At 63.7% G+C, this 23069-nt stretch carries 23 protein-coding genes; 16 read left to right on the top strand and 7 right to left on the bottom strand.

The annotated features are described in order from the left end of the window. Positions 1-229: 229 nt before the first annotated feature. Entirely contained in the window at positions 230-2455 is a 2226-nt protein-coding gene (locus JQ624_RS25705; protein ID WP_212421709.1) for a lytic transglycosylase domain-containing protein, read from the bottom strand. A gap of 288 nt (positions 2456-2743) precedes the next feature. On the opposite strand from JQ624_RS25705, the gene dapA reads away from it, so the two are divergent. The 4 genes from dapA to JQ624_RS25685 all read left to right on the top strand — a co-directional run bounded on the left by dapA (position 2744) and on the right by JQ624_RS25685 (position 5251). Next, on the top strand, positions 2744-3634 hold the full coding sequence (dapA, locus tag JQ624_RS25700) for a 4-hydroxy-tetrahydrodipicolinate synthase (protein ID WP_212421708.1): 891 nt from the start codon (positions 2744-2746) through the stop codon (positions 3632-3634). A 43-nt stretch (positions 3635-3677) separates the two neighbouring features. After that, entirely contained in the window at positions 3678-4094 is a 417-nt protein-coding gene (gene mscL, locus JQ624_RS25695; protein ID WP_212421707.1) for a large conductance mechanosensitive channel protein MscL, read from the top strand. Position 4095: 1 nt separating this feature from the next. Beyond that, positions 4096-4569 (top strand): SsrA-binding protein SmpB, encoded by a 474-nt coding sequence (smpB, locus tag JQ624_RS25690; RefSeq protein WP_212421706.1) that lies wholly within the window; start codon positions 4096-4098, stop codon positions 4567-4569. 106 nt (positions 4570-4675) lie between these two features. Beyond that, the gene (locus JQ624_RS25685; RefSeq protein ID WP_212421705.1) at positions 4676-5251 is read left to right on the top strand and encodes a peroxiredoxin; all 576 of its coding nucleotides are present in this window, start codon (positions 4676-4678) and stop codon (positions 5249-5251) included. Positions 5252-5383: 132 nt separating this feature from the next. Here the strand turns inward: JQ624_RS25685 and JQ624_RS25680 are convergent, their stop codons facing one another. Together JQ624_RS25680 and JQ624_RS25675 are read right to left on the bottom strand one after the other, a co-directional pair. Next, positions 5384-6037 (bottom strand): uracil-DNA glycosylase, encoded by a 654-nt coding sequence (locus tag JQ624_RS25680; protein WP_212421704.1) that lies wholly within the window; start codon positions 6035-6037, stop codon positions 5384-5386. Positions 6038-6182: 145 nt separating this feature from the next. Further along, positions 6183-6812, bottom strand: coding sequence for an NYN domain-containing protein (locus JQ624_RS25675; RefSeq protein WP_212421703.1), 630 nt, complete (start codon positions 6810-6812; stop codon positions 6183-6185). Positions 6813-7167: 355 nt separating this feature from the next. Between JQ624_RS25675 and rpoZ the strand changes: the two genes are divergently transcribed. From rpoZ to acpS, 4 genes are all read left to right on the top strand, one after another. Next, positions 7168-7560, top strand: coding sequence for a DNA-directed RNA polymerase subunit omega (gene rpoZ / locus JQ624_RS25670; RefSeq protein ID WP_024512695.1), 393 nt, complete (start codon positions 7168-7170; stop codon positions 7558-7560). Positions 7561-7851: 291 nt separating this feature from the next. Then, positions 7852-10143, top strand: a complete 2292-nt coding sequence (locus tag JQ624_RS25665) for a bifunctional (p)ppGpp synthetase/guanosine-3',5'-bis(diphosphate) 3'-pyrophosphohydrolase (protein WP_249130075.1) — start codon at positions 7852-7854, stop codon at positions 10141-10143. A 162-nt stretch (positions 10144-10305) separates the two neighbouring features. After that, positions 10306-11070 (top strand): pyridoxine 5'-phosphate synthase, encoded by a 765-nt coding sequence (locus JQ624_RS25660; RefSeq protein WP_212421702.1) that lies wholly within the window; start codon positions 10306-10308, stop codon positions 11068-11070. Continuing rightward, the gene (gene acpS / locus JQ624_RS25655) at positions 11067-11486 is read left to right on the top strand and encodes a holo-ACP synthase (protein WP_212421701.1); all 420 of its coding nucleotides are present in this window, start codon (positions 11067-11069) and stop codon (positions 11484-11486) included. The genes JQ624_RS25660 and acpS overlap by 4 nt, the downstream gene beginning before the upstream one ends. 44 nt (positions 11487-11530) lie before the next feature. Here the strand turns inward: acpS and JQ624_RS25650 are convergent, their stop codons facing one another. Then, positions 11531-11830: a hypothetical protein gene (locus JQ624_RS25650; protein WP_212421795.1), complete on the bottom strand. Its 300-nt coding sequence runs from the start codon at positions 11828-11830 to the stop codon at positions 11531-11533. Between JQ624_RS25650 and lepB the strand changes: the two genes are divergently transcribed. The 7 genes from lepB (at position 11769) to JQ624_RS25615 (ending at position 19127) form a co-directional block, all read left to right on the top strand. Further along, positions 11769-12527 (top strand): signal peptidase I, encoded by a 759-nt coding sequence (lepB, locus tag JQ624_RS25645; protein ID WP_212421700.1) that lies wholly within the window; start codon positions 11769-11771, stop codon positions 12525-12527. The two genes, JQ624_RS25650 and lepB, sit on opposite strands and share 62 nt — an antisense overlap. Further along, entirely contained in the window at positions 12524-13342 is an 819-nt protein-coding gene (rnc, locus tag JQ624_RS25640; RefSeq protein ID WP_212421699.1) for a ribonuclease III, read from the top strand. Before lepB ends, rnc begins: the two co-directional genes overlap by 4 nt. Next, on the top strand, positions 13332-14261 hold the full coding sequence (gene era, locus JQ624_RS25635; protein WP_212421698.1) for a GTPase Era: 930 nt from the start codon (positions 13332-13334) through the stop codon (positions 14259-14261). The genes rnc and era overlap by 11 nt, the downstream gene beginning before the upstream one ends. 47 nt (positions 14262-14308) lie before the next feature. Next, positions 14309-14689: a hypothetical protein gene (locus tag JQ624_RS25630; RefSeq protein ID WP_212421697.1), complete on the top strand. Its 381-nt coding sequence runs from the start codon at positions 14309-14311 to the stop codon at positions 14687-14689. Positions 14690-14816: 127 nt separating this feature from the next. After that, on the top strand, positions 14817-15569 hold the full coding sequence (gene recO / locus JQ624_RS25625) for a DNA repair protein RecO (RefSeq protein WP_212421696.1): 753 nt from the start codon (positions 14817-14819) through the stop codon (positions 15567-15569). Between the two features lie 186 nt (positions 15570-15755). Continuing rightward, positions 15756-18011: a DNA topoisomerase IV subunit A gene (gene parC / locus JQ624_RS25620; RefSeq protein ID WP_212421695.1), complete on the top strand. Its 2256-nt coding sequence runs from the start codon at positions 15756-15758 to the stop codon at positions 18009-18011. A 168-nt stretch (positions 18012-18179) separates the two neighbouring features. Beyond that, complete coding sequence (locus JQ624_RS25615) at positions 18180-19127, top strand: cation diffusion facilitator family transporter (RefSeq protein ID WP_212421694.1); 948 nt, start codon at positions 18180-18182, stop codon at positions 19125-19127. Here JQ624_RS25615 and JQ624_RS25610 read toward each other — a convergent pair. The 3 genes from JQ624_RS25610 to JQ624_RS25600 all read right to left on the bottom strand — a co-directional run bounded on the left by JQ624_RS25610 (position 19124) and on the right by JQ624_RS25600 (position 22109). Continuing rightward, positions 19124-19780, bottom strand: coding sequence for a DUF6064 family protein (locus JQ624_RS25610; RefSeq protein WP_212421693.1), 657 nt, complete (start codon positions 19778-19780; stop codon positions 19124-19126). The two genes, JQ624_RS25615 and JQ624_RS25610, sit on opposite strands and share 4 nt — an antisense overlap. Positions 19781-19887: 107 nt before the next feature. Beyond that, on the bottom strand, positions 19888-21279 hold the full coding sequence (gene chrA / locus JQ624_RS25605; protein ID WP_212421692.1) for a chromate efflux transporter: 1392 nt from the start codon (positions 21277-21279) through the stop codon (positions 19888-19890). An 11-nt stretch (positions 21280-21290) separates the two neighbouring features. Further along, positions 21291-22109: a sulfurtransferase/chromate resistance protein gene (locus JQ624_RS25600; protein WP_212421691.1), complete on the bottom strand. Its 819-nt coding sequence runs from the start codon at positions 22107-22109 to the stop codon at positions 21291-21293. A gap of 374 nt (positions 22110-22483) precedes the next feature. On the opposite strand from JQ624_RS25600, the gene JQ624_RS25595 reads away from it, so the two are divergent. Beyond that, positions 22484-23056 carry a hypothetical protein gene (locus JQ624_RS25595; RefSeq protein ID WP_212421690.1) on the top strand — a complete coding sequence of 191 codons (573 nt, stop codon included), beginning with the start codon at positions 22484-22486 and terminating at the stop codon, positions 23054-23056. Positions 23057-23069 lie beyond the last annotated feature (13 nt).

The following is a 23069-nucleotide window of genomic DNA, read 5'->3' as shown; positions in this document are numbered from 1 at the left end:
CAACAGGCCGGTGTTGGTGGTGACGGGGGCAAGCGGGTCATTTCGCCGCGGAGCGCTGCGATCTGCGGCACCGGTTGCGAAGAGTATCGCTCGCTCGCCGCAGCGCTCGACAAGCCGCCGGGCGCGGGGTCTGGTCTATTAGGCCTCGCGCTCGCAGGGTTTCGCTCCTCGGGCCCAGCCATGGAGAGCGGCCCGCATTGGGCGTCCAGAACGGACTTGCCTTGAAGCGCTATTCGACGCTGGCGCCGCGATGCAGGTCGGCTTCGATCTGAAGCCTGGTGCCGCCGCCGAACCGCGCGCGATAGACCTGCAGGTTCTCCATGATCCGCTGCACGTAGTTGCGCGTCTCGGAGAACGGGATCTGCTCGACCCAGTCGACCGCGTCGACCTTGGGATCGCGCGGATCGCCGTAACGCTCGATCCATTTCTTGACGCTGCCCCGACCGGCATTGTAGCCGGCAAAGGTCAGGATGTAGGAGCCGCGGTAGTCCTCGAGCAGCCCGCCGAGCTCGGCGGCGCCAAGCATGGCGTTGTAGACCGAGTCGGTCTTCATCCGGTTGAGGTCGAAGCTGACGCCGGCCCGTTTACAGACATAGCGTCCGGCATCCGGCGTCACCTGCATCAGCCCGTAGGCCTGCGCCGGTGAGACCACGGCCGGGTTGAAGGCGCTTTCCTGCCGCGCGATCGAATAGACGACGCTGGGCTCGACCTCGGGTCCGATCTGCTTGAACGACGGGATGCCGGTGACGGGATAGGCGTAATGGTCGAATGGCAGGCCGCGGTTGAGCGCGGCCTTGCCGAGCAGCAGCATGCCGCGGGCGTCGCTGTGGCGTGAGGTGAGTTCGCCGAGGCCGACCAGGGCATCGGGATCGCCATTCTCGCCCATGTCAGCGAAAATCGGGATCGCAAGCTCGCGCTCGTCGAGCTCATAGAGCAGTTGCACGGCGCGGACGATCTCCAATCGTTCGATCCCGCGGCCGCGGCCTGCCGGCACACCGTTCAATTCGAGCTGCGGCAGGCCGAGCTTGGCACGCGCCAGTTGGCCGTAATAGCTGGTCGATTGCTCGGCGGCGCGGCCGTAAGCCGCGCGGGCTTCCTGCGTGCGGCCCGCGGCTTCCGCCGCGCGGCCCTGCCAATAGCCGGCACGCGCCAGCGCGGTCGGGTTGGCGCTGCCGACACCGATGCGCGCGAAGTGCTGGGCGGCGACCGCCGGATCTTTCAGGAACCGCAGCGCAATCCAGCCCGCGGTGAATTCCTGCTCGGTCTTGTAGATGTCGCGGGAGGGAAGCGCCGCGTCGCGCGCAATCAGGTAGGCGGTGCGGTGTTCGCCGACGTCGAGCATCTTGCGCGCCAGGAGGCGCCGCTCGATCCACCATTCGTTGAGATTGTGCAGGCGATTCGGATCTTTCGGCACCGCCAGCATGAGCTGTGCGGCCTCGTGGAACTTCTCTTCGCGGCGCAGCCACTGGATCCGGGCGAACATGTAGCCGGGGTCGCTGTGGAGCTCCCGCGGCACCGCATCGAGCAGCGACTTGAGGTTGGAGGATTTCTTGTTGGCCGCAATGCGCGCCTTGGCCAGCGCGACATGGCCTGAACCCAGCCGCTTGGCGGCGCGCATGCCGCCGGCTTCCTGCTCGGTGCCGTAAAGCAGCGCGTCCATCCGCGTCTTGTGGTCGCCCGCCGTCAGCAATGCGCCGAACATATCGAGCGCCGCGCTCTCGGTGTCTTCCGACATGCCATCATTGCGCCAGGCCTCGCGCACCAGCCGTTCGGCATTGGTGCGATCGCCGCGCGCAAGCATGGCCTTCGCCAGCGCGAACTTGCCCTTGGCCGAAATCGGCGATTCGTTTCCGAACCAGGACCAGACCGCGGCGTCGTCGCGGCGGTCGTCCCAGAGGGCTGCTTCGATGCGCCGCCGCAGGAAGGTCTGCGACGGCCAGCTCGGATTGGCCGAAACAAACGCGCGGTAGCGCTCGACGGAAGCATTGTTGTTGTCGCTGCGCAGGATCAGCCATTCCGCGAGCTTGCGGGCGACTGGATCCGATATCGCAGCCTGCGCCTGGGTTGCATCCTCAGGCTTGTGCTTGCGCACCAACTCGATGACGTTTTCCAGCGCGTCCTTGTCGGCTTGCGATGTAGAGGACGTCGCGGCTATCGCTGCAGGCGCCACCTGCTTGCGTGGGGGCGGCAAGGCGGCATGCTGGCGGGTCGCAGGCGCGAGAACTGGCGGCGCAGGAGTGGGTGCGGCGGCCGCCGCCGGGGTGTGGGCGGCGGGTGCGCCAGCGGGCGCCGCGGACTTTGGAACGACGTTGCGAGCGATCGGCCGCGGCTTCGGCAGGGGAACTTTTGGCTTGGCCCAGGCATCCAGCGGGAACGCCGTCAGTCCGACGGCCAGCGCCAGGCTCGTGGCCAGCGCGGTCGATCGCAAAGCGGCGGCGCGGGCGGAAGAGATCACGGTGTTCCTCTGCGGCGGCGAATCATTCAATCGCTCCAGCCTTAGGTCTATTTGATTGAATATGTGGACAAAATGCTAAAACGTCGCGGCCGGGCCTGTTTGCGCCATCACCGCGGCAAAATCGCGGCTGTGGCGGCCTCGACGAGGGCGGCTCGGTCAGCCTGAGAAAGAGCGTCGAAACAAAGCGCTAGCGCCATACGGCACAGCCCTTTCGCCTGATCGCCAGACCCGATATGAATTGAAATCCAGTTTCGGTTGTGCCGTTTCTTAAGCGTTTGGAGGAAGTCCATGGCAGCCAAGACAAAATTCCGGGGGTCGTTCACCGCCTTGGTCACGCCATTCAAGAACGGCTCGCTCGACGAGGCGGCCTTCCGCGGGCTCGTGAGCTGGCAGATCGAGCAGGGGTCTCACGGTCTCGTTCCCGTGGGTACCACCGGCGAAAGCCCGACACTGAGCCACGCCGAGCATCACCGGGTCGTCGAGATGTGCATCGATGAGGCGAATGGACGCGTGCCTGTCATCGCAGGCGCGGGCTCGAACTCAACGCGCGAAGCCATCGACCTTGCTGTTCACGCCGAGAAGGCCGGTGCCGATGCCGTGCTGGTGGTGACGCCGTACTACAACAAGCCGACCCAGGAAGGGATGTATCAGCACTTCAAGGCTGTGAATGACGCGATCGGGATCCCGATCATTATCTACAACATCCCGCCACGCTCCGTCGTCGATATGTCGGTCGAGACCATGACCCGGCTGTTCGAGTTGAAGAACATCGCCGGCGTCAAGGACGCCACCGCTAATCTTGCCCGGGTGTCGCAGCAACGCCATGCGATGGGGCCGGATTTCATCCAGCTGTCCGGCGAGGACATGACCGCACTGGCCTATATGGCGGCGGGAGGACATGGTTGCATTTCGGTGGTCGCCAACGTGGCGCCGAAGCTGTGTGCCGACCTGATGTCAGCTGTTATGCAGGGTGATTACGCTACCGGACTGAAGATCCAGGACCGCCTGACGCCGCTGCATGATGCCGTCTTCAAGGAGCCCGGCCTCGCGGGAGCCAAGCATGGCCTCAAACTGCTGGGGCGGCTCGAAGAAGAAGTGCGCCTGCCGTTGATGAACGTGACGCCGCCAACCGGCAAGGTGATCCGCGACGCCATGGTGCATGCGGGCCTGATCAACTAAGCCGGCAAGGGTTTCGCCTGAACCGCGAGAAGGTAGCCTCAACATGCTGAAAGAATTCCGCGAATTCGCGATGAAGGGCAACGTCGTCGATCTCGCCGTCGGCGTCATCATCGGGGCGGCGTTCGGCGCGATCGTGACCTCGCTGGTCGGCGACATCATCATGCCAATCATCGGCGCGATCACTGGCGGTCTCGATTTCTCCAATTATTTTACCGGCTTGTCGAAATCGGTGACGGCGACCAACCTGGCCGACGCCAAAAAGCAGGGTGCCGTACTGGCTTGGGGCAGTTTCCTGACGCTGACACTGAACTTCCTCATCATCGCCTTCGTGCTGTTCATGGTCATTCGCGCCATGAACCAGCTGAAGCGCAAGGACGAGGCGGCACCCGCGGCACCGCCGAAGCCGACGCCCGAGGTGGAACTGCTGACCGAGATCCGCGATCTCCTCAAGAAGGGCTAACGTGGCCGAGAAGAACGAGCGCCCGATCAAGGTTGTCGCCGAAAACCGCAAGGCCCGGTTCAACTACGCGATCGAGGACACGATCGAAACCGGCATTGCGCTGACCGGCACGGAAGTGAAGTCGATCCGCAACGGCAAGACGACGATTGCCGAATCCTATGCGGATTCCAAGGACGGCGAGATCTGGTTGATCAACGCCAATATTCCGGAATATCTGCAGGCCAATCGCTTCAACCATGAGCCGAAACGGCCACGCAAGCTGCTGCTGCACCGAAAGCAGATCAACAAGCTGATGGGCGCGGTCGATCGCGAAGGCATGACGCTGATTCCGCTAAAACTCTATTTCAACGAACGCGGCCGCGCCAAGCTCTTGCTGGCGATCGCCAAGGGCAAGAAACTGCACGACAAGCGCGAGAGCGAGAAGAAACGCGATTGGGGCCGCGAAAAAGGCCGCCTGATGCGGGCAAGAGGATGAAAGGTCTATCCGTCATTGCGAGCGGAGCGAAGCAATCCATTGTGCTGCATGGAAGCGTGGATTGCTTCGCTCCGCTCGCAATGACGGCTGATGGAGAATGGTGTCCATGAACCAGAAGAACCTGCTCGAAGTCGACTGGAGCAAGATCCCGGCGCCGGTGGACGACGGCGCGGCGGCGCATCTTGCCGGCATGATGATCCCGCCGGTCACGCTGCTCGCCACCGACGACAGTTCGGTGACGCTGTCCGCGCTTGCCGGCCGTACGGTGGTGTTTGCCTATCCCCGCACCGGGGAGCCCGGCAAGATCAGCCTCGTGGACGACTGGGACATGATTCCCGGCGCGCGTGGCTGCACGCCGCAAACCTGCTCGTTCCGCGATCTGTTTGCGGAGCTGAAAGCCGCCGGCGCCAAGCATGTGTTCGGCCTGTCGACGCAGGACAATGCCTATCAGACCGAGATGGCGTCACGGCTGCATCTGCCGTTTCCGGTCTTGTCGGACGAAAAGCTTTTGCTGACCCGCGCCCTGAAGCTGCCGACCATGCAGGTGGCCGGACTGACGCTGATCAAGCGGCTGGCGCTGATCGTCGACGACGGCCGCATCCGCCACGTCTTCTATCCGGTGTTTCCGCCCGACCGGAATGCCGCCGACGTGCTGGCGTGGCTGAGAGAAAACCCGGCTTGAATCGGTAGGGTGGGCAAAGCCAACGGGTCGCGCGAATGCGCGCTCGATGACAGGCTCCGCGTGCCCACCATCTATTTTACCGCAGATATCTGGTGGGCACGGCGCGATCGCGCCTTTGTCCGCCCTACGAATCTACGAATCCAGATCCTTCCGCACCTTCGCAAACACGTTGCGAAACATCTCCGGCGTCAGCACCCGCGTATTCGTGTTGTAGCGCGAGCAGTGATAGCTGTCGTAAAGCCGGACGGCGCCTGCGCCATGCACGGCACCGTGCGCAAAGGGGGCAGTGCCATTGCGCAGGCCGAGCGCCTTCAATGTCGATTCATGGGCGATCCGCCCGAGCGCCACGATCGCGCGAAGCTTCGGCATGGTCGCAATCGTCGCGGCCAGGAATTGCCGGCAGGTATTGATCTCGGCAGGCAACGGCTTGTTCTGCGGCGGCACGCAGCGCACCGCGTTGCTGATCCGGCAATCGACCAGCTGCAGGCCGTCGTCGGGACGTGCCTGATAGACGCCTTTGGCAAAGCCGTATTCGAGCAAGGTCGCATACAGCAAGTCGCCGGCGTAGTCGCCGGTGAACGGCCGTCCGGTGCGGTTGGCGCCCTGCAGGCCCGGCGCCAGCCCGACAATCAACAGTTGGGCGTTGGCATCGCCGAATGAAGCGACCGGCGCATTGTGCCAGTCCGGCGCTTTCGCGCGCGCCTGCGCACGAAATTCGGCGAGCCTCGGGCAAAGCTGGCAATCGCGGTCGGGCTCGATAGAAGCGGGGGCGGGGAGGCCAGCCATGTGTCCAAAGCGTTTTAGAGCGAAAGCCAGCCACGGACCTGGATCCGGGATCGATACCGGGTCGCGTCAGGAAAGCGCGTCAAACAAAAAGCCCCGGTTCTGTTTTCAATCAGAACCGAGGCTCTAGCAGCGTATTGGCTCATTCTCAATCGTCGAATTCGTCCTCGCTGGCCCGCGGCGCCATGGTGGTCGCGCGCTGCAGGAATTGCGGGGAGTGATGACGCGGTTCGCGCGGGGCCGGGCGCTCGGAAGGATCGCGGCCCAGTTTTGATTGCAGCTCGACGAGGTCGGTGAAGACGTCGGCCTGGCGGCGCAGTTCGTCGGCGATCATCGGCGGCTGGCTCGAAATGGTCGAAACGACCGTGACGCGAACACCCCGACGTTGCACCGCTTCGACCAGCGAGCGGAAATCGCCGTCGCCCGAGAACAGCACGATCTGGTCGACATGCTCGGCGAGTTCCATGGCATCGACGGCGAGCTCGATGTCCATGTTGCCCTTCACCTTGCGCCGGCCGGAAGCGTCGATGAATTCCTTGGTCGCCTTGGTGACGACGGTGTAGCCGTTGTAGTCGAGCCAATCGATCAGCGGACGGATCGAGGAGTATTCCTGATCCTCGATGATCGCCGTGTAGTAGAACGCACGCAACAGCGTCCCTCGGCTCTGAAATTCCTTGAGAAGGCGCTTGTAATCGATGTCGAAGCCGAGCGTCTTGGCCGTTGCGTAGAGGTTGGCGCCGTCGATGAAGAGCGCAATCTTGTTGGAAGCGGGTGACATCAAATGGTTCTCACGTTGTGGTTAGCTTTTCTAGCGCAGCGGCCATCGACCGCGCGCACTTTCCAGTTCTGTTGCCTAAAGTTCGGTGAATCGTGCCCCACGACAGTCACCACTGCAATTATGGTGAGGCGAGGGCGAAAAACCTATACTTTTGACAGTGCAATGAAGAGATTTACTTGTCCTGTACGGCAACCTCACCGCGTCTGGACGCTCCGGCCCATTCTGGCCCCGGAGCTGGGGTATCAGAGCCCATTAGGAAGGCAAATCACAAATTTAGTCTTGCGAAACGGCCTCCACCCCTATAACTAGCCCCCAATACCGACATATTTGGCCCCAAATAACGGAGCGACAGTCTATGGCGCGCGTAACCGTGGAAGATTGCATTGATAAGGTCGACAACCGGTTCGACCTGGTGTTGCTGGCGGCGCATCGCGCCCGTATGATTTCCTCCGGGTCACAACTCACGGTTGATCGGGATAACGACAAGAACCCGGTCGTTTCGCTGCGGGAGATCGCCGATTCCACTATTTCCCCGGAAGACCTGCGCGAGGAACTGGTTCATTCCCTGCAGAAATTTGTCGAGGTCGACGAGCCTGAGCCCGATACCGTGCCTTTGATCGGCTCGGCCGGCGCCAGCGTCGATGCCGACGACACCGAGGTCGCGGTCGAGCGCATGACCGAGGAAGAGCTCCTCAAGGGGCTGGAAGGCCTGGCGCCGCCGGAAGAGCAGCCCGAAGAGGACGAGTAGTCCGGAACATCCCGGGCCGTCCCAAACTCCCCGATCTGCCAAAGGCCCGGACATCCGTCCGGGCCTTTGCTTTTGTTGACATTTTTGCGGTTACAGTGCGTCCTTGGCCGGCGCGGCCGAAATCGGCTGACTAGCCTGCCGGCGGGTCACCGGGTTGGGCGTTGGCTGGCCGCTGGCCAAGCGAAATTGAACCGTTTTGCGGCCCGAGCGGCGTGCATCGCCGTTCGAAAACGCATTAGATACGTAAACGGCGGGACCCGTCCGGGTCTGGTGGAAGAAGGCAGTGATGTAATGGCGTATTGGCGCCGCAACTCCCGGCAAATGCAGGCCGCGACCGGTCAGGTCGCGGTCGCGCCGACGTCGCCTGTGGCGGAAAAGCCCAAATCGCCGCGTTCGCGCATGATGCGGCAATACGATCTGGTCGAGCGGGTCAGGTCGTACAATCCCGACACCAACGAAGACCTGCTGAACCGCGCCTATGTCTACGCCATGAAGGCGCACGGCACGCAGACGCGCGCCTCCGGCGACCCCTTTTTCTCGCATCCGCTCGAAGTCGCGGCGATCCTGACCAACCTCAAGCTCGATGACGCCACCATCGTAGCTGCCCTGCTGCACGACACCATCGAGGATACCGAGGCGACGCGCGCCGAGATCGACAACATCTTCGGCCACGAGATCGGCGCGCTGGTCGAGGGGCTCACCAAGCTGAAGCGGCTGGAACTGGTCTCGCGCGAGGCCAAGCAGGCCGAGAACCTGCGCAAGCTTTTGCTGGCGATCGCCGACGACGTTCGCGTGCTGCTGATCAAGCTTGCCGATCGCCTGCACAACATGCGCACGCTGGAATTCGTGCCGCACGCCTCGCGCCGCCGCATCGCCGAGGAGACGCTGGACATCTATGCGCCGCTCGCCGGTCGCATGGGCATGCAGGAGATGCGGGAAGAGCTCGAGGATCTCTCATTCCATACGCTCGATCCGGAAGCCTATGCCGTGGTGATGCAGCGGCTCGACGCGCTGGCCGAGCGCAACCGCAATTTGATCGGCGAGATCGAAAGCCAGCTCTCCAAGAACCTGCAGAAGAACGGCATCGCCGCGCGGGTCTATGGCCGCCGCAAGCAGCCGTTTTCGATCTGGACCAAGATGGAGCGCAAGTCGGTCGGCTTCGAACAGCTTTCCGACATCTACGGATTCCGCGTCGTGATGCCGGATGTCGAAGCCTGCTACCGCGCGCTCGGCGTCGTGCACACCACCTGGCCGGTGGTGCCCGGCCGGTTCAAAGACTACATCTCGACGCCGAAGCAAAACGATTACCGTTCGATCCACACCACCGTGATCGGTCCCGGCAACCAGCGCGTCGAACTGCAGATCCGCACCGAGGAAATGAACCAGATCGCCGAATTCGGCATCGCCGCGCATGCGTTCTACAAGGAAGGCATGGGCTCGCCGACCGAGCGGCTCAAGCATGAATCCAACGCCTTTGCCTGGCTGCGCCACACTGTCGGCATCCTGTCCGAAAGTGCCAATCCGGAAGAGTTTCTGGAGCACACCAAGCTCGAGCTGTTCCACGACCAGGTGTTCTGCTTTACGCCGAAGGGCAAGCTGATCGCGCTGCCGCGCCAGGCCAATGTGATCGACTTCGCCTATGCCGTGCACACCGATGTCGGCAACTCGGCGGTCGGTTGCAAGATCAACGGCAAGTTCGCACCCTTGTCGTCGGAGCTGCAGAACGGCGACGAGGTCGAGGTTTTGACCTCGGTCGCCCAGTCGGCGCCGCCCTCGGCCTGGGAATCGCTTGCGGTCACCGGCAAGGCCCGCGCCGCGATCCGCCGCGCGACGCGGACCGCGGTGCGCGATCAATATGCCGGCCTTGGCCGCCGCATCGTCGACCGCCTGTTTGCCCGCGCCAAGATCGAATACGCGGACGACAAGCTGAAGGGCGCGCTGCCGCGGCTGGCGCGCGCCTCGATCGAGGACGTGATGGCGTCCGTCGGGCGCGGCGAACTCAAGGCCTCCGACGTCGCCCGCGCCATGTATCCGGACTACAAGGAAGAGCGGATGGTGCGCTACGGGGCCAAGAAGAGCCTCGCGGTCAAACTGAAGCTGAAATCGCCGCCGCATCCGGCGCGCAGCACGTCCGTCATCCCGGTGCGCGGCATCAATTCCGATTTGCCGGTGAAGTTCGCGCCGAACGGCGGTGCCGTGCCGGGCGATCGCATCGTTGGCATCGTCACGCCGGGCGAGGGGATCACGATCTATCCGATCCAGTCGCCGGCGCTGAAGGACTTTGAGGAAGAGCCGGAGCGCTGGCTCGACGTGCGCTGGGATATCGATGAGGCCATGCCGCAACGTTTCCCGGCGAGGATCCTGGTCCATAACGTCAACGAGCCCGGCAGCCTCGCCCAGGTCGCCACCGTGATCGCCGAGCATGACGGCAATATCGACAATATCAGCATGTCGCGCCGCTCGCCTGACTTCACCGAGCTGACCATCGATCTCGAGGTCTATGACCTCAAGCATCTCAGTGCAATTATCGCACAATTGCGCGCCAAAGCCGTCGTCGCCAAGGTTGAGCGCGTCAATGGATAGCGCTTATGTCTCTAACCCTCATGGTGAGGAGGCGCGAAGCGCCGTCTCGAACCACGAGGCCGGCTGGTGCCTCTCATCCTTCGAGACGCGCTTCGCGCTCCTCAGGATGAGGAACTCGCACTATAATCCGCAACTTGTTCGAAGATATCTGCGAGTCCCAAAATGCCCGTCCCTCCGCTGCGCCTCGGTGTAAATGTCGATCACGTCGCAACCCTTCGCAATGCGCGGGGTGGCGAGCGGCCGGATCCGGTGCGCGCCGCGCTGGCGGCGATCGAGGCCGGCGCCGACGGCATCACCGCGCATCTGCGCGAGGACCGTCGTCATATACGCGACACTGACATGGCCCGGTTGAAGGCCGAGATATCGAAGCCGCTGAATTTCGAGATGGCGGCGACCGAAGACATGCTGCGGATCTCGCTCGCCACCAAACCGCACGCGGTGTGCCTGGTGCCGGAGCGCCGCGAAGAACTCACCACCGAGGGCGGATTGGATGTGGTCGGCCAGCACAATGCGTTGGCGCCCTTCATCGCGCGGCTCAGCGATGTCGGCATCCGGGTGTCGCTGTTCATCTCGGCCGACCCGCAGCAGATCGAGATGGCGGCAAGGTTGCGCGCGCCCGTGATCGAGATCCATACCGGCGGCTGGTGCGATGCCGTGGTCGACGGCCACACCGCAAAGGCCGAGGCGGAATGGCGGCGAATCGTGGAGGGGGCCGCCCTGGCGCGTGCGGCGGGGCTGGAGGTCCATGCCGGCCACGGCCTGGACTACCAGACGGCCGAGACGATTTCGGCGCTGCCCGAGATCGCCGAACTCAACATCGGCTATTTCATGATGGGCGAGGCGCTGTTCGTAGGCCTCGGCGAGACCGTGCGGCAGATGCGCGCCGCGATGGACCGCGGACGCCAGCGAAACGCGGCCCGGCCATGATCATCGGCATCGGCTCCGACCTGATCGACATCACAAGGGTTGCCAAGGTGATCGAGCGCCACGGCGACCGCTTCCTCGACCGCATCTTCACCGACGCCGAGCGCGCCAGGGCGGCGCGCCGCGCCAACAGCGAAAAGATGGTGGTCGCGACCTACGCCAAGCGATTCGCCGCCAAGGAGGCCTGTTCCAAGGCGCTCGGCACCGGGATCCGGCGCGGCGTCTGGTGGCGGGACATGGGGGTGGTGAACCTGCCGGGCGGCCGTCCGACCATGAAACTCACCGGCGGCGCGCTGGCCCGGCTGGAGGCGCTGACGCCGGAGGGGTTCGAGGCGCGGATCGATCTGTCGATCACCGATGACTGGCCGCTGGCGCAGGCCTTCGTCATAATTTCGGCGGTCGTTCCCGGCAAATCATGAGCCGCGCAGGCGTTTGCGCCGGGGAAGCGGGACAAAACAAAAAATCATTGACTTATCAATGCATTATGAAGTTTTGACGAGGCGCTTGATTGCGCGCCCACCAACAACCGTCTAAAACGCCGCGAACGACGTGTTCGAGCCAGGGCCGATTCAGGGTAGCGCCGGAATGGGCCTTCAACATCAGTATTGAGACCATTTTCCTGACGCGAACGTACCAGCGATTCGCGTGCGGAAAACGTTCTGCCACCGTGCGGGCAAGGGCTCGCGGGAATTGGGAAAGCGATGAGCGTGACCTCCAGCACAAAATCTGAAAGCGGCTTGGGCGAAACCATCCGCGTCGTCATCCACGCTCTCCTGATCGCGCTCGTGATCCGCACTTTCCTGTTTCAGCCGTTCAACATCCCCTCGGGATCGATGAAGGCGACGCTGCTGGTGGGCGATTACCTGTTTGTCTCGAAATATTCCTACGGCTACAGCCACTATTCCATTCCATTGTCGCCGCCGCTGTTCTCGGGCCGCATCTTCGGCTCGGAGCCGAACCGGGGCGACATTGTGGTGTTCCGCCTGCCGAAGGATGACTCCACCGATTACATCAAGCGTGTGATCGGCCTGCCGGGCGACCGCATCCAGATGCGGGAAGGCCTGCTCTACATCAACGACAAGCCGGTCAAGCGCGAGCGGCTTTCCGACTTCATCGGCGAGGATCCCTGCGGTTCCGACGCCACCGCGCGCGTCAAGCGCTGGAAGGAAACGCTGCCGAACGGCGTCAGCTATGAATCGCTCGATTGCGTCGACAACGGCTTCTACGACAACACCAACGTCTATACGGTGCCGGCCGGCCACTTCTTCATGATGGGCGACAACCGCGACAACTCGACCGACAGCCGCGTGCTGTCGGCGGTGGGCTATGTGCCGTTCGAGAACATCGTCGGCCGCGCGCAAATGATTTTCTTCTCCATCGCCGAGGGTGAACATGCCTGGATGTTCTGGCGCTGGCCGACGGCCGTGCGCTGGAATCGCCTATTCACAATCGTGCGATGAACGACGAGACAGCGATCATTCCTGACACACCGACCTCGGGCGAGCCGCGCCAGCAGGCCGAAGCCGCCGGCGTCACTGCGCCGAAAAAGAAGCGCGGCAAGGCCGGGGCCAAGGCGGCCGCTGCCGCGATCGAGGGGCGTATCGGCTACAAATTTTCCGATCCCGCACTGCTGACGACCGCCTTTACCCATGTCTCCGCCTTGAAGCCCGCCACGCGTCATCGCGCGGACAGCTATCAGCGCCTCGAATTTCTCGGCGATCACGTGCTCGGGCTGATCATCTCCGACATGCTGTATCGCGCCTATCCGCGGGCCGACGAAGGCGAATTGTCGAAGCGCCTCGCCGATCTCGTGCGCAAGGAAAGCTGCGCCGACGTCGCAAAATCGCTCGGGCTGCTCGACGATATCAAGCTCGGCGCGGTCGGCGCGGGGGCGGGCGCGCGCCTGCGCAAATCCGTGCTCGGTGACATCTGCGAGGCCGTGATCGGGGCGATCTATCTCGACGGCGGCTATGCGGCGGCGTCGCAATTCGTCGAGCGCAACTGGCTGGAGCGGATGCGCAAGCCGCGCCGGCCGCTGCGCGATCCCAAGACGGTGTTGCAGGAATGGGCCCAGAGCAAGGGCTTGCCGACACCGGTCTATCGCGAGATCGAGCGCACCGGGCCGCATCACGACCCGCAGTTCCGCGTCGCCGTCGACTTGCCGGGACTGGTGCCCGCCGAAGGCGTTGGCGGCTCCAAGCGCGCCGCCGAGAAGGTCGCAGCCTCCGTGATGATCGAACGCGAAGGCGTCGGCGGTGGCAGCAATGACAGTTGAATCCTCAGCCGAGGCCACGTCCGCCGACACCCGTTGCGGCTTTGTCGCGCTGATCGGAGCCCCCAATGTCGGCAAGTCCACGCTGGTCAACGCGCTGGTCGGCTCCAAGGTCACCATCGTCTCGCGCAAGGTGCAGACGACGCGGGCGCTGATCCGCGGCATCGTGATCGAGGACAATGCCCAGATCATCCTGGTCGATACGCCCGGCATCTTCGCGCCCAAACGAAGGCTCGACCGCGCCATGGTCTCCACCGCCTGGAGCGGGGCCCATGATGCCGACCTCGTCTGCGTGCTGCTCGACGCCAAGGCTGGAATCGACGAGGAGGCCGACGCGATCCTGAAGAAGCTCGCGACGGTTGCGCACCCGAAAATCCTGGTGCTGAACAAGATCGACCTGATCCCGCGCGAGAAGCTTTTGGCGCTGGCGCAGGCCGCCAATGAGCGCATGAAATTCGAAAGCACCTTCATGATCTCGGCGTTGTCGGGCGATGGCGTCGCCGATCTGCGCAAGACGCTGGCGAAGATGGTGCCGCCGGGGCCGTTTCATTACCCCGAGGACCAGATGTCGGATGCGCCGCTGCGGCATCTGGCAGCCGAAATCACCCGCGAAAAGATCTACCGCCAACTGCACCAGGAGCTGCCGTATCAATCGACCGTCGAGACCGACAGCTGGACCGAGCGCAAGGACAAGTCGGTGCGGATTGAGCAGACGATCTTTGTCGAGCGCGAGAGCCAGCGCAAGATCGTACTCGGCAAGGGCGGCGCCACCATCAAGTCGATCGGCGCGGATTCGCGCAAGGAGATCGCCGAGATTCTGGGCGTGCCCGTGCACCTGTTCCTGTTCGTCAAGGTGCGCGAGAACTGGGGCAACGATCCCGACCGCTACCGGGAAATGGGATTGGAATTCCCCAAGGAATGATCGGCAATGATCAGGCCGCAATCAGGCAATAACAAAGAACAGGCCCGATGAACGTACCCCGCAACGTGCTGTGGTTTGAGGTTCTGCTGTATCTGTCGCTGACGCTGGATGCGGTGTCGGTGGCGTTTCAGGACCGCACGCCGAACGCCAACATGACGGAGCAGATGATCAATGCCGGGACCTTGATGGCGGCCGGTCTGATCCTGCTTTTGGTCTACTTCGTCCGGCTCGCCGCCGAGCGCCGCAAGAATTGGCCGCGCTGGGCGCTGGCGGCAGCGCTGGTGCTCTCCGTGATTTCCCTGGTGCAACTGATCGCCGAGAAGGGCCTGGCGTTCGACAGCGGCATCGAGGTGATCTCCTGCGCATTGACCGCGGCGGGGCTGTACTTCTCCTTCACCGGCGATGCGGTAGGATGGTTCGACGCGTGATCGTGCGGGGTGGGCAAAGGCGCTTCGCGCCGTGCACACCATCCCAGGCGACACAGTTTGTTGATCGTTGGTGGGCACCTGCGCTTTGCCCACCCTACATGCGCCGAAATCCTGTAAACTCCTTCCCATGGAATGGACCGACGAAGGCATCGTGCTGGGCGTGCGGCGGCATGGCGAATCCTCCGCCATTGTCGAACTGCTGACGCGCGAGCATGGTCGTCATCTCGGCCTGGTACGCGGCGGCTCCTCGTCGCGGATGCGGCCGTTGCTGCAACCCGGCAACAGCGTCACCGCGGTCTGGCGGGCGCGGCTCGACGAGCATCTCGGCACCTACGCGATCGAAGGCACGCGGCTGCGCGCCGCAACGCTGCTCGCGTCCTCCCATGCGGTCTATGGCGTCACCCATCTGGCTTCGCTGGCGCGGCTGTTGCCGGAGCGCGATCCGCACGAGGACATCTACGAGTTGCTCGACCGCATCCTCGACGACTTTGACGATGCCAGCGGCGCGGCCGCCCACCTCATCAGGTTCGAACTCGCGATGCTGGCCGAACTCGGCTTCGGCCTCGATCTGGAAAACTGCGCCGCCACCGGCGGGACCGCCGACCTGATCTACGTCTCGCCAAAGTCCGGCGGCGCGGTGTCGCGGGCTGCGGGCGAGCCATACCGGGACCGGCTGCTGCGGCTGCCGCCCTTCCTGCGCGAAGGCGCGGGTGGCGCGAACGGCTGGTCGGACCAGGACCTGCAGGACGGTTTTCGCCTGACCGGGATGTTCCTGCTCCGCCACGTGCTGGAGCCGCGCGGGCAGGGCCATTCCGACGCCAGAGACGGGTTCATCAACGCGGTGACGCGGCACCGGGCGCGAATCAGTTCGTCGGCCTGACTTGGCCCCTGCCGCCGGTCGTCCCCGTGAACGCGGCGACCCATAAGCCGCGGCCCATCCATGGCTCGGCAGCCCCAGCCATTTTTCGCCACAAACACCTGTGGTTATGGGTTCCTCAGGGCGCCGGGACGCGGATGTTCCCATTCGCGTCTTGCCCGATTCAGCCGAAAAGTTTAACGCCTCCCCATGGGAAAACGACAGCTACCGCCGGAAGAGCCGGCTGAAATCCACGAGGTGATGCTGCGCGATGCGCTGGAAGAGCGCTATCTCGCCTACGCGCTCTCGACCATCATGCACCGCGCTTTGCCAGACGCCCGCGACGGGCTGAAGCCGGTGCACCGGCGTATTCTGTACGGCATGCGCCTGTTGCGGCTCGACCCCGGCACGCCGTTCAAGAAGTCGGCCAAGATCGTCGGCGACGTGATGGGCTCGTTCCATCCGCATGGCGACCAGGCGATCTACGACGCCATGGTGCGTCTGGCGCAGGATTTCGCCTCGCGCTATCCGCTGGTCGACGGCCAGGGCAATTTTGGCAATATCGACGGCGATAATCCGGCCGCCTACCGTTACACCGAAGCGCGCATGACCGAGGTCGCGCGGCTGCTGCTGGAAGGCATCGACGAGGACGGCGTCGAGTTCCGCCCCAATTACGACGGACAGAGCAAGGAGCCGGTGGTTCTGCCCGGCGGCTTCCCGAATCTGCTCGCCAACGGTTCGCAGGGCATCGCGGTCGGCATGGCGACCTCGATCCCGCCGCACAACGCGGCCGAGCTGTGCGATGCAGCGTTGCATCTGATCGACAAGCCCGACGCCAAGTCGAAGTCGCTTTTGAAATGGGTCAAGGGTCCCGATTTCCCGACCGGCGGCATCGTGGTCGATTCCAAGGAAAGCATCGCCGAAGCCTACACCACCGGCCGCGGCTCGTTCCGCACCCGCGCCAAATGGACCCAGGAAGAGGGCGCGCGCGGCACCTGGGTCGTCGTCATCACCGAGATCCCGTGGCTGGTGCAGAAATCCCGGCTGGTCGAGAAGATCGCCGAGCTCCTGAACGAGAAGAAGCTGCCGCTGGTCGGCGACGTCAGGGACGAGTCGGCGGAAGACGTCCGCTTGGTAATCGAGCCGAAATCTCGTGCGGTCGATCCCGCACTGATGATGGAATCGCTGTTCCGGCTCACCGAGCTGGAAAGCAAGATTTCGCTGAACCTCAACGTGCTGATCAAGGGCAAGATCCCCAAGGTGGTGGGGCTCGCGGAATGTCTGCGCGAATGGCTCGACCATCTGCGCGACGTGCTGGTCCGCCGCTCCAACTTCCGCAAGACCCAGATCGAGAACCGGCTCGAAATTCTCGGCGGTTACCTGATCGCCTATCTGAACATCGACAAGGTGATCAAGATCATCCGCACCGAGGACGAGCCGAAGCCAGCGCTGATCAAGGCGTTCAAGCTCACGGAAGTCCAGGCCGACGCCATCCTCAACATGCGCCTGCGCTCCTTGCGCAAGCTCGAGGAATTCGAAATCCGCACCGAGGACAAGAACCTTCGCAACGAATTGAAGGGCATCAAGTCGCTGCTCGGTTCCGAGACCGAGCAATGGTCCAAGGTCGGCGAGCAGGTCCGCAAGGTCCGCGATCTTTTTGGGCCGAAGACGCCGCTCGGCAAGCGCCGCACGATGTTCGCCGACGCGCCCGAGCATGATCTCGCCGCGATCGAGGAAGCCTTTGTCGAGCGCGAGCCCTGCACGGTAGTGATCTCGGAAAAGGGCTGGGTGCGCACGCTGAAGGGCCATGTCGAGGATATCTCGGGGCTCGCCTTCAAGACCGACGACAAGCTCGACCATGCGTTCTTCGCCGAGACCACGTCAAAACTGCTGCTGTTTGCCACCAACGGCAAATTCTATTCGCTCGACGTCGCGAAACTGCCGGGCGGCCGCGGCCATGGCGAACCGATCCGGATGTTCATCGACATGGAGCAGGATGCGGCGATCGTCTCGCTGTTCGTCCACAAGGGCGAACGCAAATTCCTGATCGCGAGCAGCGAGGGGCAGGGTTTTATCGTCAAGGAAGAGGATTGCGTCGGCAATACCCGCAAGGGCAAGCAGGTGCTCAACGTCACCATGCCGAACGAGGCCTGTGCGATTGCGACGGTGGCAGGCGATACCGTCGCTGCGATCGGCACCAACCACAAGATGGTGCTGTTCCCGCTCGACCAGGTGCCGGAGATGGCGCGTGGCCGCGGCGTGCGGTTGCAGAAATATTCCAGCGCCAAGCTGTCCGATGTCGCCGTCTTCGAACTCAAGGCGGGATTGACCTGGAAGGATTCCGCCGGCCGCGAGCAGAGCATGAGCGCCAAGGAATTGTCCGACTGGCGCGGCAACCGCGCCGACGCCGGCCGCCTCGCGCACGGCCTGCCGAAGTCGAACAAGTTCTTGCGCGGGGTGGAGTAGCGCGAGAATGTAGGGGGCAAAGGCGCACCAGCGCCGTGCCCACCATCTTGTTTCGCGATTGGAAATTGGTGGGCACGCGTCGCTTTGCCCACCATACGATTCCCGCCTGTAATAGTATTCGAAATCCGTCGCGCTATATAAGTCGCCGTTGAAGTTCATCGAGGCGGAATGGCGCACGATCACTCTCATCACAATCATTCCCACACGCATGATCATTCCAATGGTCAGGCCGGCCACAGCCATGCGCCGGACAGTTTCGGCTGGGCGTTCGCCATCGGCGCCGCGCTCAATACGGCGTTCGTCATTGCGGAATTGATCTTCGGCTATGCCGCCAACTCGCTGGCGCTGATTTCGGACGCGGTTCACAATCTCTCCGACGTGATCGCGCTGCTCCTGGCATGGGGCGCGGCGTGGCTGTCGCAGAAGCAGCCGACGCAGCGGCATACCTACGGATATCGCCGGGCTTCGATCCTGGCGGCCCTGTTCAATGCCGGGCTGCTGCTGGTTGCGGTCGGCGGCATTGTCGTCGAGGCGGTCAACCGGCTCTACAGCCCTGCGCCGGTCGCGGGCTGGATGGTCGTGGTGGTCGCGGCGCTTGGCGTCGCCATCAATGGCGGCACCGCGCTATTGTTCATGCGCGGCCGCCACGGCGATCTCAATATCCGCGGCGCCTATCTGCACATGGTGGCGGACGCGGGCGTCTCGCTCGGGGTGGTGGTTGCCGCCTTCGTCATCATGCTGACGGGATGGCTGTGGCTCGATCCCGCCATCAGCCTCGTCATCGCCGCCGTGGTGTTCTGGAGCGGATGGGGGCTGGCGCGCGACAGCGTCAACCTCGCGCTCGACGGCGTGCCGCGCGGCATCGAGCTGGCGCAGGTGAGGGACTATCTCGCCGGCCTCGAAGGCGTCTCCGACGTTCACGACCTCCACGTCTGGGCGATGAGCACCAACGAGACCGCGCTGACCGCGCATCTGGTGCGGCCGGGCGGCACCGACGACGCCTTCCTGCATGGCGTCTGCGAGGAGCTTTCGCACCGTTTCAACATCCACCACACCACCTTGCAGATCGAGGTGGACCCTGATGTCTGCAAGCTGGCGCCGGCGAACGTGGTTTAGCGGGCCTGCTGCGGCTGGACAGCCAGTCCAGAACGGAATGCAATCAACGGTACGGCGATCAGGCCGCTGACGAGCAGAAACCAGTCCTGCGGCACGTGCAGCAAGATGGCCGCACTGCCTCCGATCAGCGACCAGACAAAGGGAATGACGAGCAGCCAGCGCGACAGCGGCGGTGCGGTCGCAAGCAACATTCCGAAGGCAAAGATCGTCACCGGGCATGGCGTGACGCCGAACATGGGCATCGCCGGGTAGGGATGCCCGGTCATCATGCCGATCAGCGGATACAGGATCGCCGCGTAGGCTGCGAAGGCGAGGCCCAGCCAGGCGAGAAATCCCGATCCCTGGCTGAAGTGGATCCGGCCGCGATAGCAGCCTTCGTAGAAGAAGTAGCCGCCCTGGACGACGAACAATGCCGCGAACAGGTACGCCGCCTTGTTGATGTCCGCAAAGAACAGCGCGTGATAGAAGATCGCAGTCCACAGCCACATCGCGGCGAGAACGCCGGCGATCACCCGATCTCCGCCTGGCGGCTTTCGAAACAGAAGCGTGACCGCGACGCCGCCGAGCAGATAGGCGACGATCTGGATCGGCCAGATCGCGTTGTTGTACGTCACGAAGACCGAGAGAAACTGGTCCGGCGTAAACGGCAGCATGACAAGCCTCGTATTGAGGCACCCTAATGCAGCCGGCAGGGGCCAGCTTGATCTTACGCAAAGGCCGCGTGGCGACGTGGCCTTTCGTGCCTTCGATGAGTCTGCATTCAGACAAGCCCCGCAAACCGCAACGCTACGCCCGCCGCGCACGACCCCGCCAGCACCCAGAGCATCCCGATGTTGAGGCGGAAGATCGCGGTCGCCGCGGCCGCGGCCAGCACGAAGGCCGCGATATCGAGGCTTCCCCACACCGGCATGTCGAACGACAGGCCGAGCGAGCGAACCGGGATGGTCTGCCGGAACAGCGTATGCAGCGAAAACCAGATCGACAGATTGAGGATCACGCCGACGACCGCGGCGGTGATCGCGGTCAGCGCGCCCGCCAGCCCCTTGTTGCCGCGCAGCGTCTCGACATAGGGCGCGCCGAGGAAGATCCAGAGGAAGCAGGGAATGAAGGTGACCCAAGTCGCCAGCAAACCGCCGAGCGTCGCGGCCAGCATCGGCGACAACGCGCCGGGATCGCGATAGGCGGCCATGAAGCCAACGAACTGCAACACCATGATCAGCGGGCCCGGCGTGGTCTCGGCCATGCCAAGGCCATCCAGCATCTCGCGCGGCTGCAGCCAGTGATAATGCTCGACCGCCTGTTGGGCGACATAGGCCAGCACCGCATAGGCGCCGCCGAACGTCACCATCGCCATCTTGGAGAAGAACAGCGCGATCTGGCTGAACACATTGGCTTGCCCGAGCCCGATCAGCAGCGCCGCGACCGGCACCACCCACAGCAATAGCCAAACCGAGCTAACTTTGAGAGCGCGCGCCACGCTGGGCCGGACGTGATCGGGCAATTCCTCGCCGAGCAGGCTGTCGACCGCCGCCGACGTCTTGCCGCCGCCACCGTGTTCGATAGCGCCGAATTCGGGCCGGCCGCTGCGCGCGCCGAAATAACCGATCACGCCCGCCGCGATGATGATGACCGGGAAGGGGACGTTGAAAAAGAAGATCGCGACAAAGGCGACCGCCGCCAGCGCAATCATCACCCGGTTGCGCAACGCGCGTTTTCCCACGCGGACCACGGCATGGACGACGATGGCGAGCACCGCAGCCTTCAATCCGAAGAACACCGCCTCGACGAAGCCGACATTGCCATAGGCCGCGTAGACGTAGCTCAAGGCCATGATGGCGACGATGCCGGGCAGGATGAACAGGCCGCCGGCCATGATGCCGCCGGCGGTCCGATGCAACAGCCAGCCGATATAGGTCGCAAGCTGCTGCGCCTCCGGACCCGGCAACAGCATGCAGTAATTCAGCGCATGCAGGAACCGGCTCTCGGAGATCCAGTTTTTTTCCTCGACCAGGATGCGGTGCATCACCGCGATCTGCCCGGCCGGGCCGCCGAAGCTCAATACGGCGACCCGCAGCCAGACCCGGAAGGCTTCACCAAAGCTGATGCCGTGACCGAGGTCGCGGCTTGCGCCGGCCTCGGTCGTCTTGTCCATCGTGGCATCCATTACGGCTTCGCCTTGTTGGTGGGCCAATTATGCGTCTCGCCCGAGGCGTCGCGGCACCAGCGATAGAACGCGTCGTACAACAACATGCCGGCTTCCAACTGCTCGAGATCGTCGTCGAATATGCGCGACAGGCCGAGCGAGGCGGCGAGCAGGCCGGGCGCTTCCGGCGACAGATCGAGCCGCCCGGTATCGGCGCCGCGGACCATCGCCGCGAGCCGCAGCAGGGGCGGCGTCGCTAGGCCGAATTCCTCGATCATGACATCGAAGGTGCAGAGTTCGCCGCGGTGGCTCCAGAACACGTTCTCGACGTCGAAGGGTGCTGCATTGAAGCGTTCGCCGACGGCGACAACCTCGGAAGGCGCTACGAACAGGAACACCGCGTTCGGATCGACGAAGCGGCGGATCAGCCACGGGCAGGCGATGCGATCGATCTTCGGCCGTGCCCTGGTCACCCAGACGGTGCGGCCCTGCGCGTCGCGCGGCGGCAGTTTCGATGCGTTCACCAGCGGAAGCTTTGCCTCCTTCCAGCCTTCAAAGCCGCCTTCAAGCGTCTCCGCGGCGACATTGGCATGCCGCAACCAGGCCGCCGTGCCCTGCGCGAGTTTCGCTCCGCGCATGCAGACGACGATGGCCGAGTTCCCGGAAAATTTGCCGCTCCAGTCGCCGGCATCCTGGTGGCTGCGCCTGATCGCACCGGGAATCAGCCGCTGGTCGGCGGCGAAATCCTCGTCGGTACGAACGTCGATCAGGGCAGGCATATGCGCCGTGCCGATCAGTCGGGAAAGCTTGTCTGGAGATATCGTGGTGTAGGATGACATGGTTGCGCCCTCGTAAGAGAAAACGGGACGCGATACTTGGGCATGTCGCCTCGTGGGGAGATCGCAAAACCCCCATGGGTCGAATTAACCGCCCATGGCCGGTGCTGTCAACTGGCGCCGCACCTGTTCCCGACGGGAGGCTTGCGGAATCCCGCATTCGGACCTACCTTGGTCGGCATCGGGGATAAAGCAGGCTCCCCGTTAGACGGCCGTTCCGTCCAAGCTCTGCGCACCACTCGACGTGTCGAGGATTGCGCATGGACGGGAACAGGCCGATTTTTTTTTATCCCCGCAGATCAGTTCTGACCGCTTTTCTCGCCGCGTGTTTCCTTGCGGACGGGACGCTGTTCGCGTCCGCGCAAACAGGAGCCGCCATGATTGCCATCGATCGTATGACGCCCGGATCACCTCCGGCGGGATTTTCGTTTGCACGAACCGGCCAGGGCAGCGGGGGCGAATGGACCGTCACTGCCGATCAGACCGCCGCAGCGGGCAAGGTGATCGAACAGACCAGCACCGACCGCACCGATTACCGGTTTCCACTCGCGATCTACGAGAGCCTCTCGGCCGCCAATGTCGACGTCGAAGTCAGCTTCAAGGCTGTGGCGGGCAAGACGGATCAGGCCGGCGGCATCGCCGTGCGGCTGGTGGATGCCGACAATTACTATGTGGCCCGCGCCAATGCGCTGGAGGACAACGTGCGCTTCTATCGCGTCGTCGCCGGCCGGCGCGAGCAACTGGCCGGCGCCAATTTGAGGGTCAGCCCCAATGAATGGCATACGCTCGGCTTGCGCGCGGAAGGCCAGCGCTTCACTGTCTCCTTCGACGGCAAGAAATTATTCAGCGCGACGGACAAGACGTTTGCCAAGTCCGGCGGCGTGGCGCTGTGGACCAAGTCCGACAGCGTGACGCGCTTCGATCAGTTCAAGATCTCCGTCTTGCCGTAACGGGAACACGGGA

It is taken from the genome of Bradyrhizobium sp. AUGA SZCCT0283, assembly GCF_018130385.1.
Taxonomy (GTDB): Bacteria; Pseudomonadota; Alphaproteobacteria; order Rhizobiales; family Xanthobacteraceae; genus Bradyrhizobium.
Note: the sequence above shows the minus strand (reverse complement) of the source record. Positions and strands in the feature narration are given on the sequence as shown.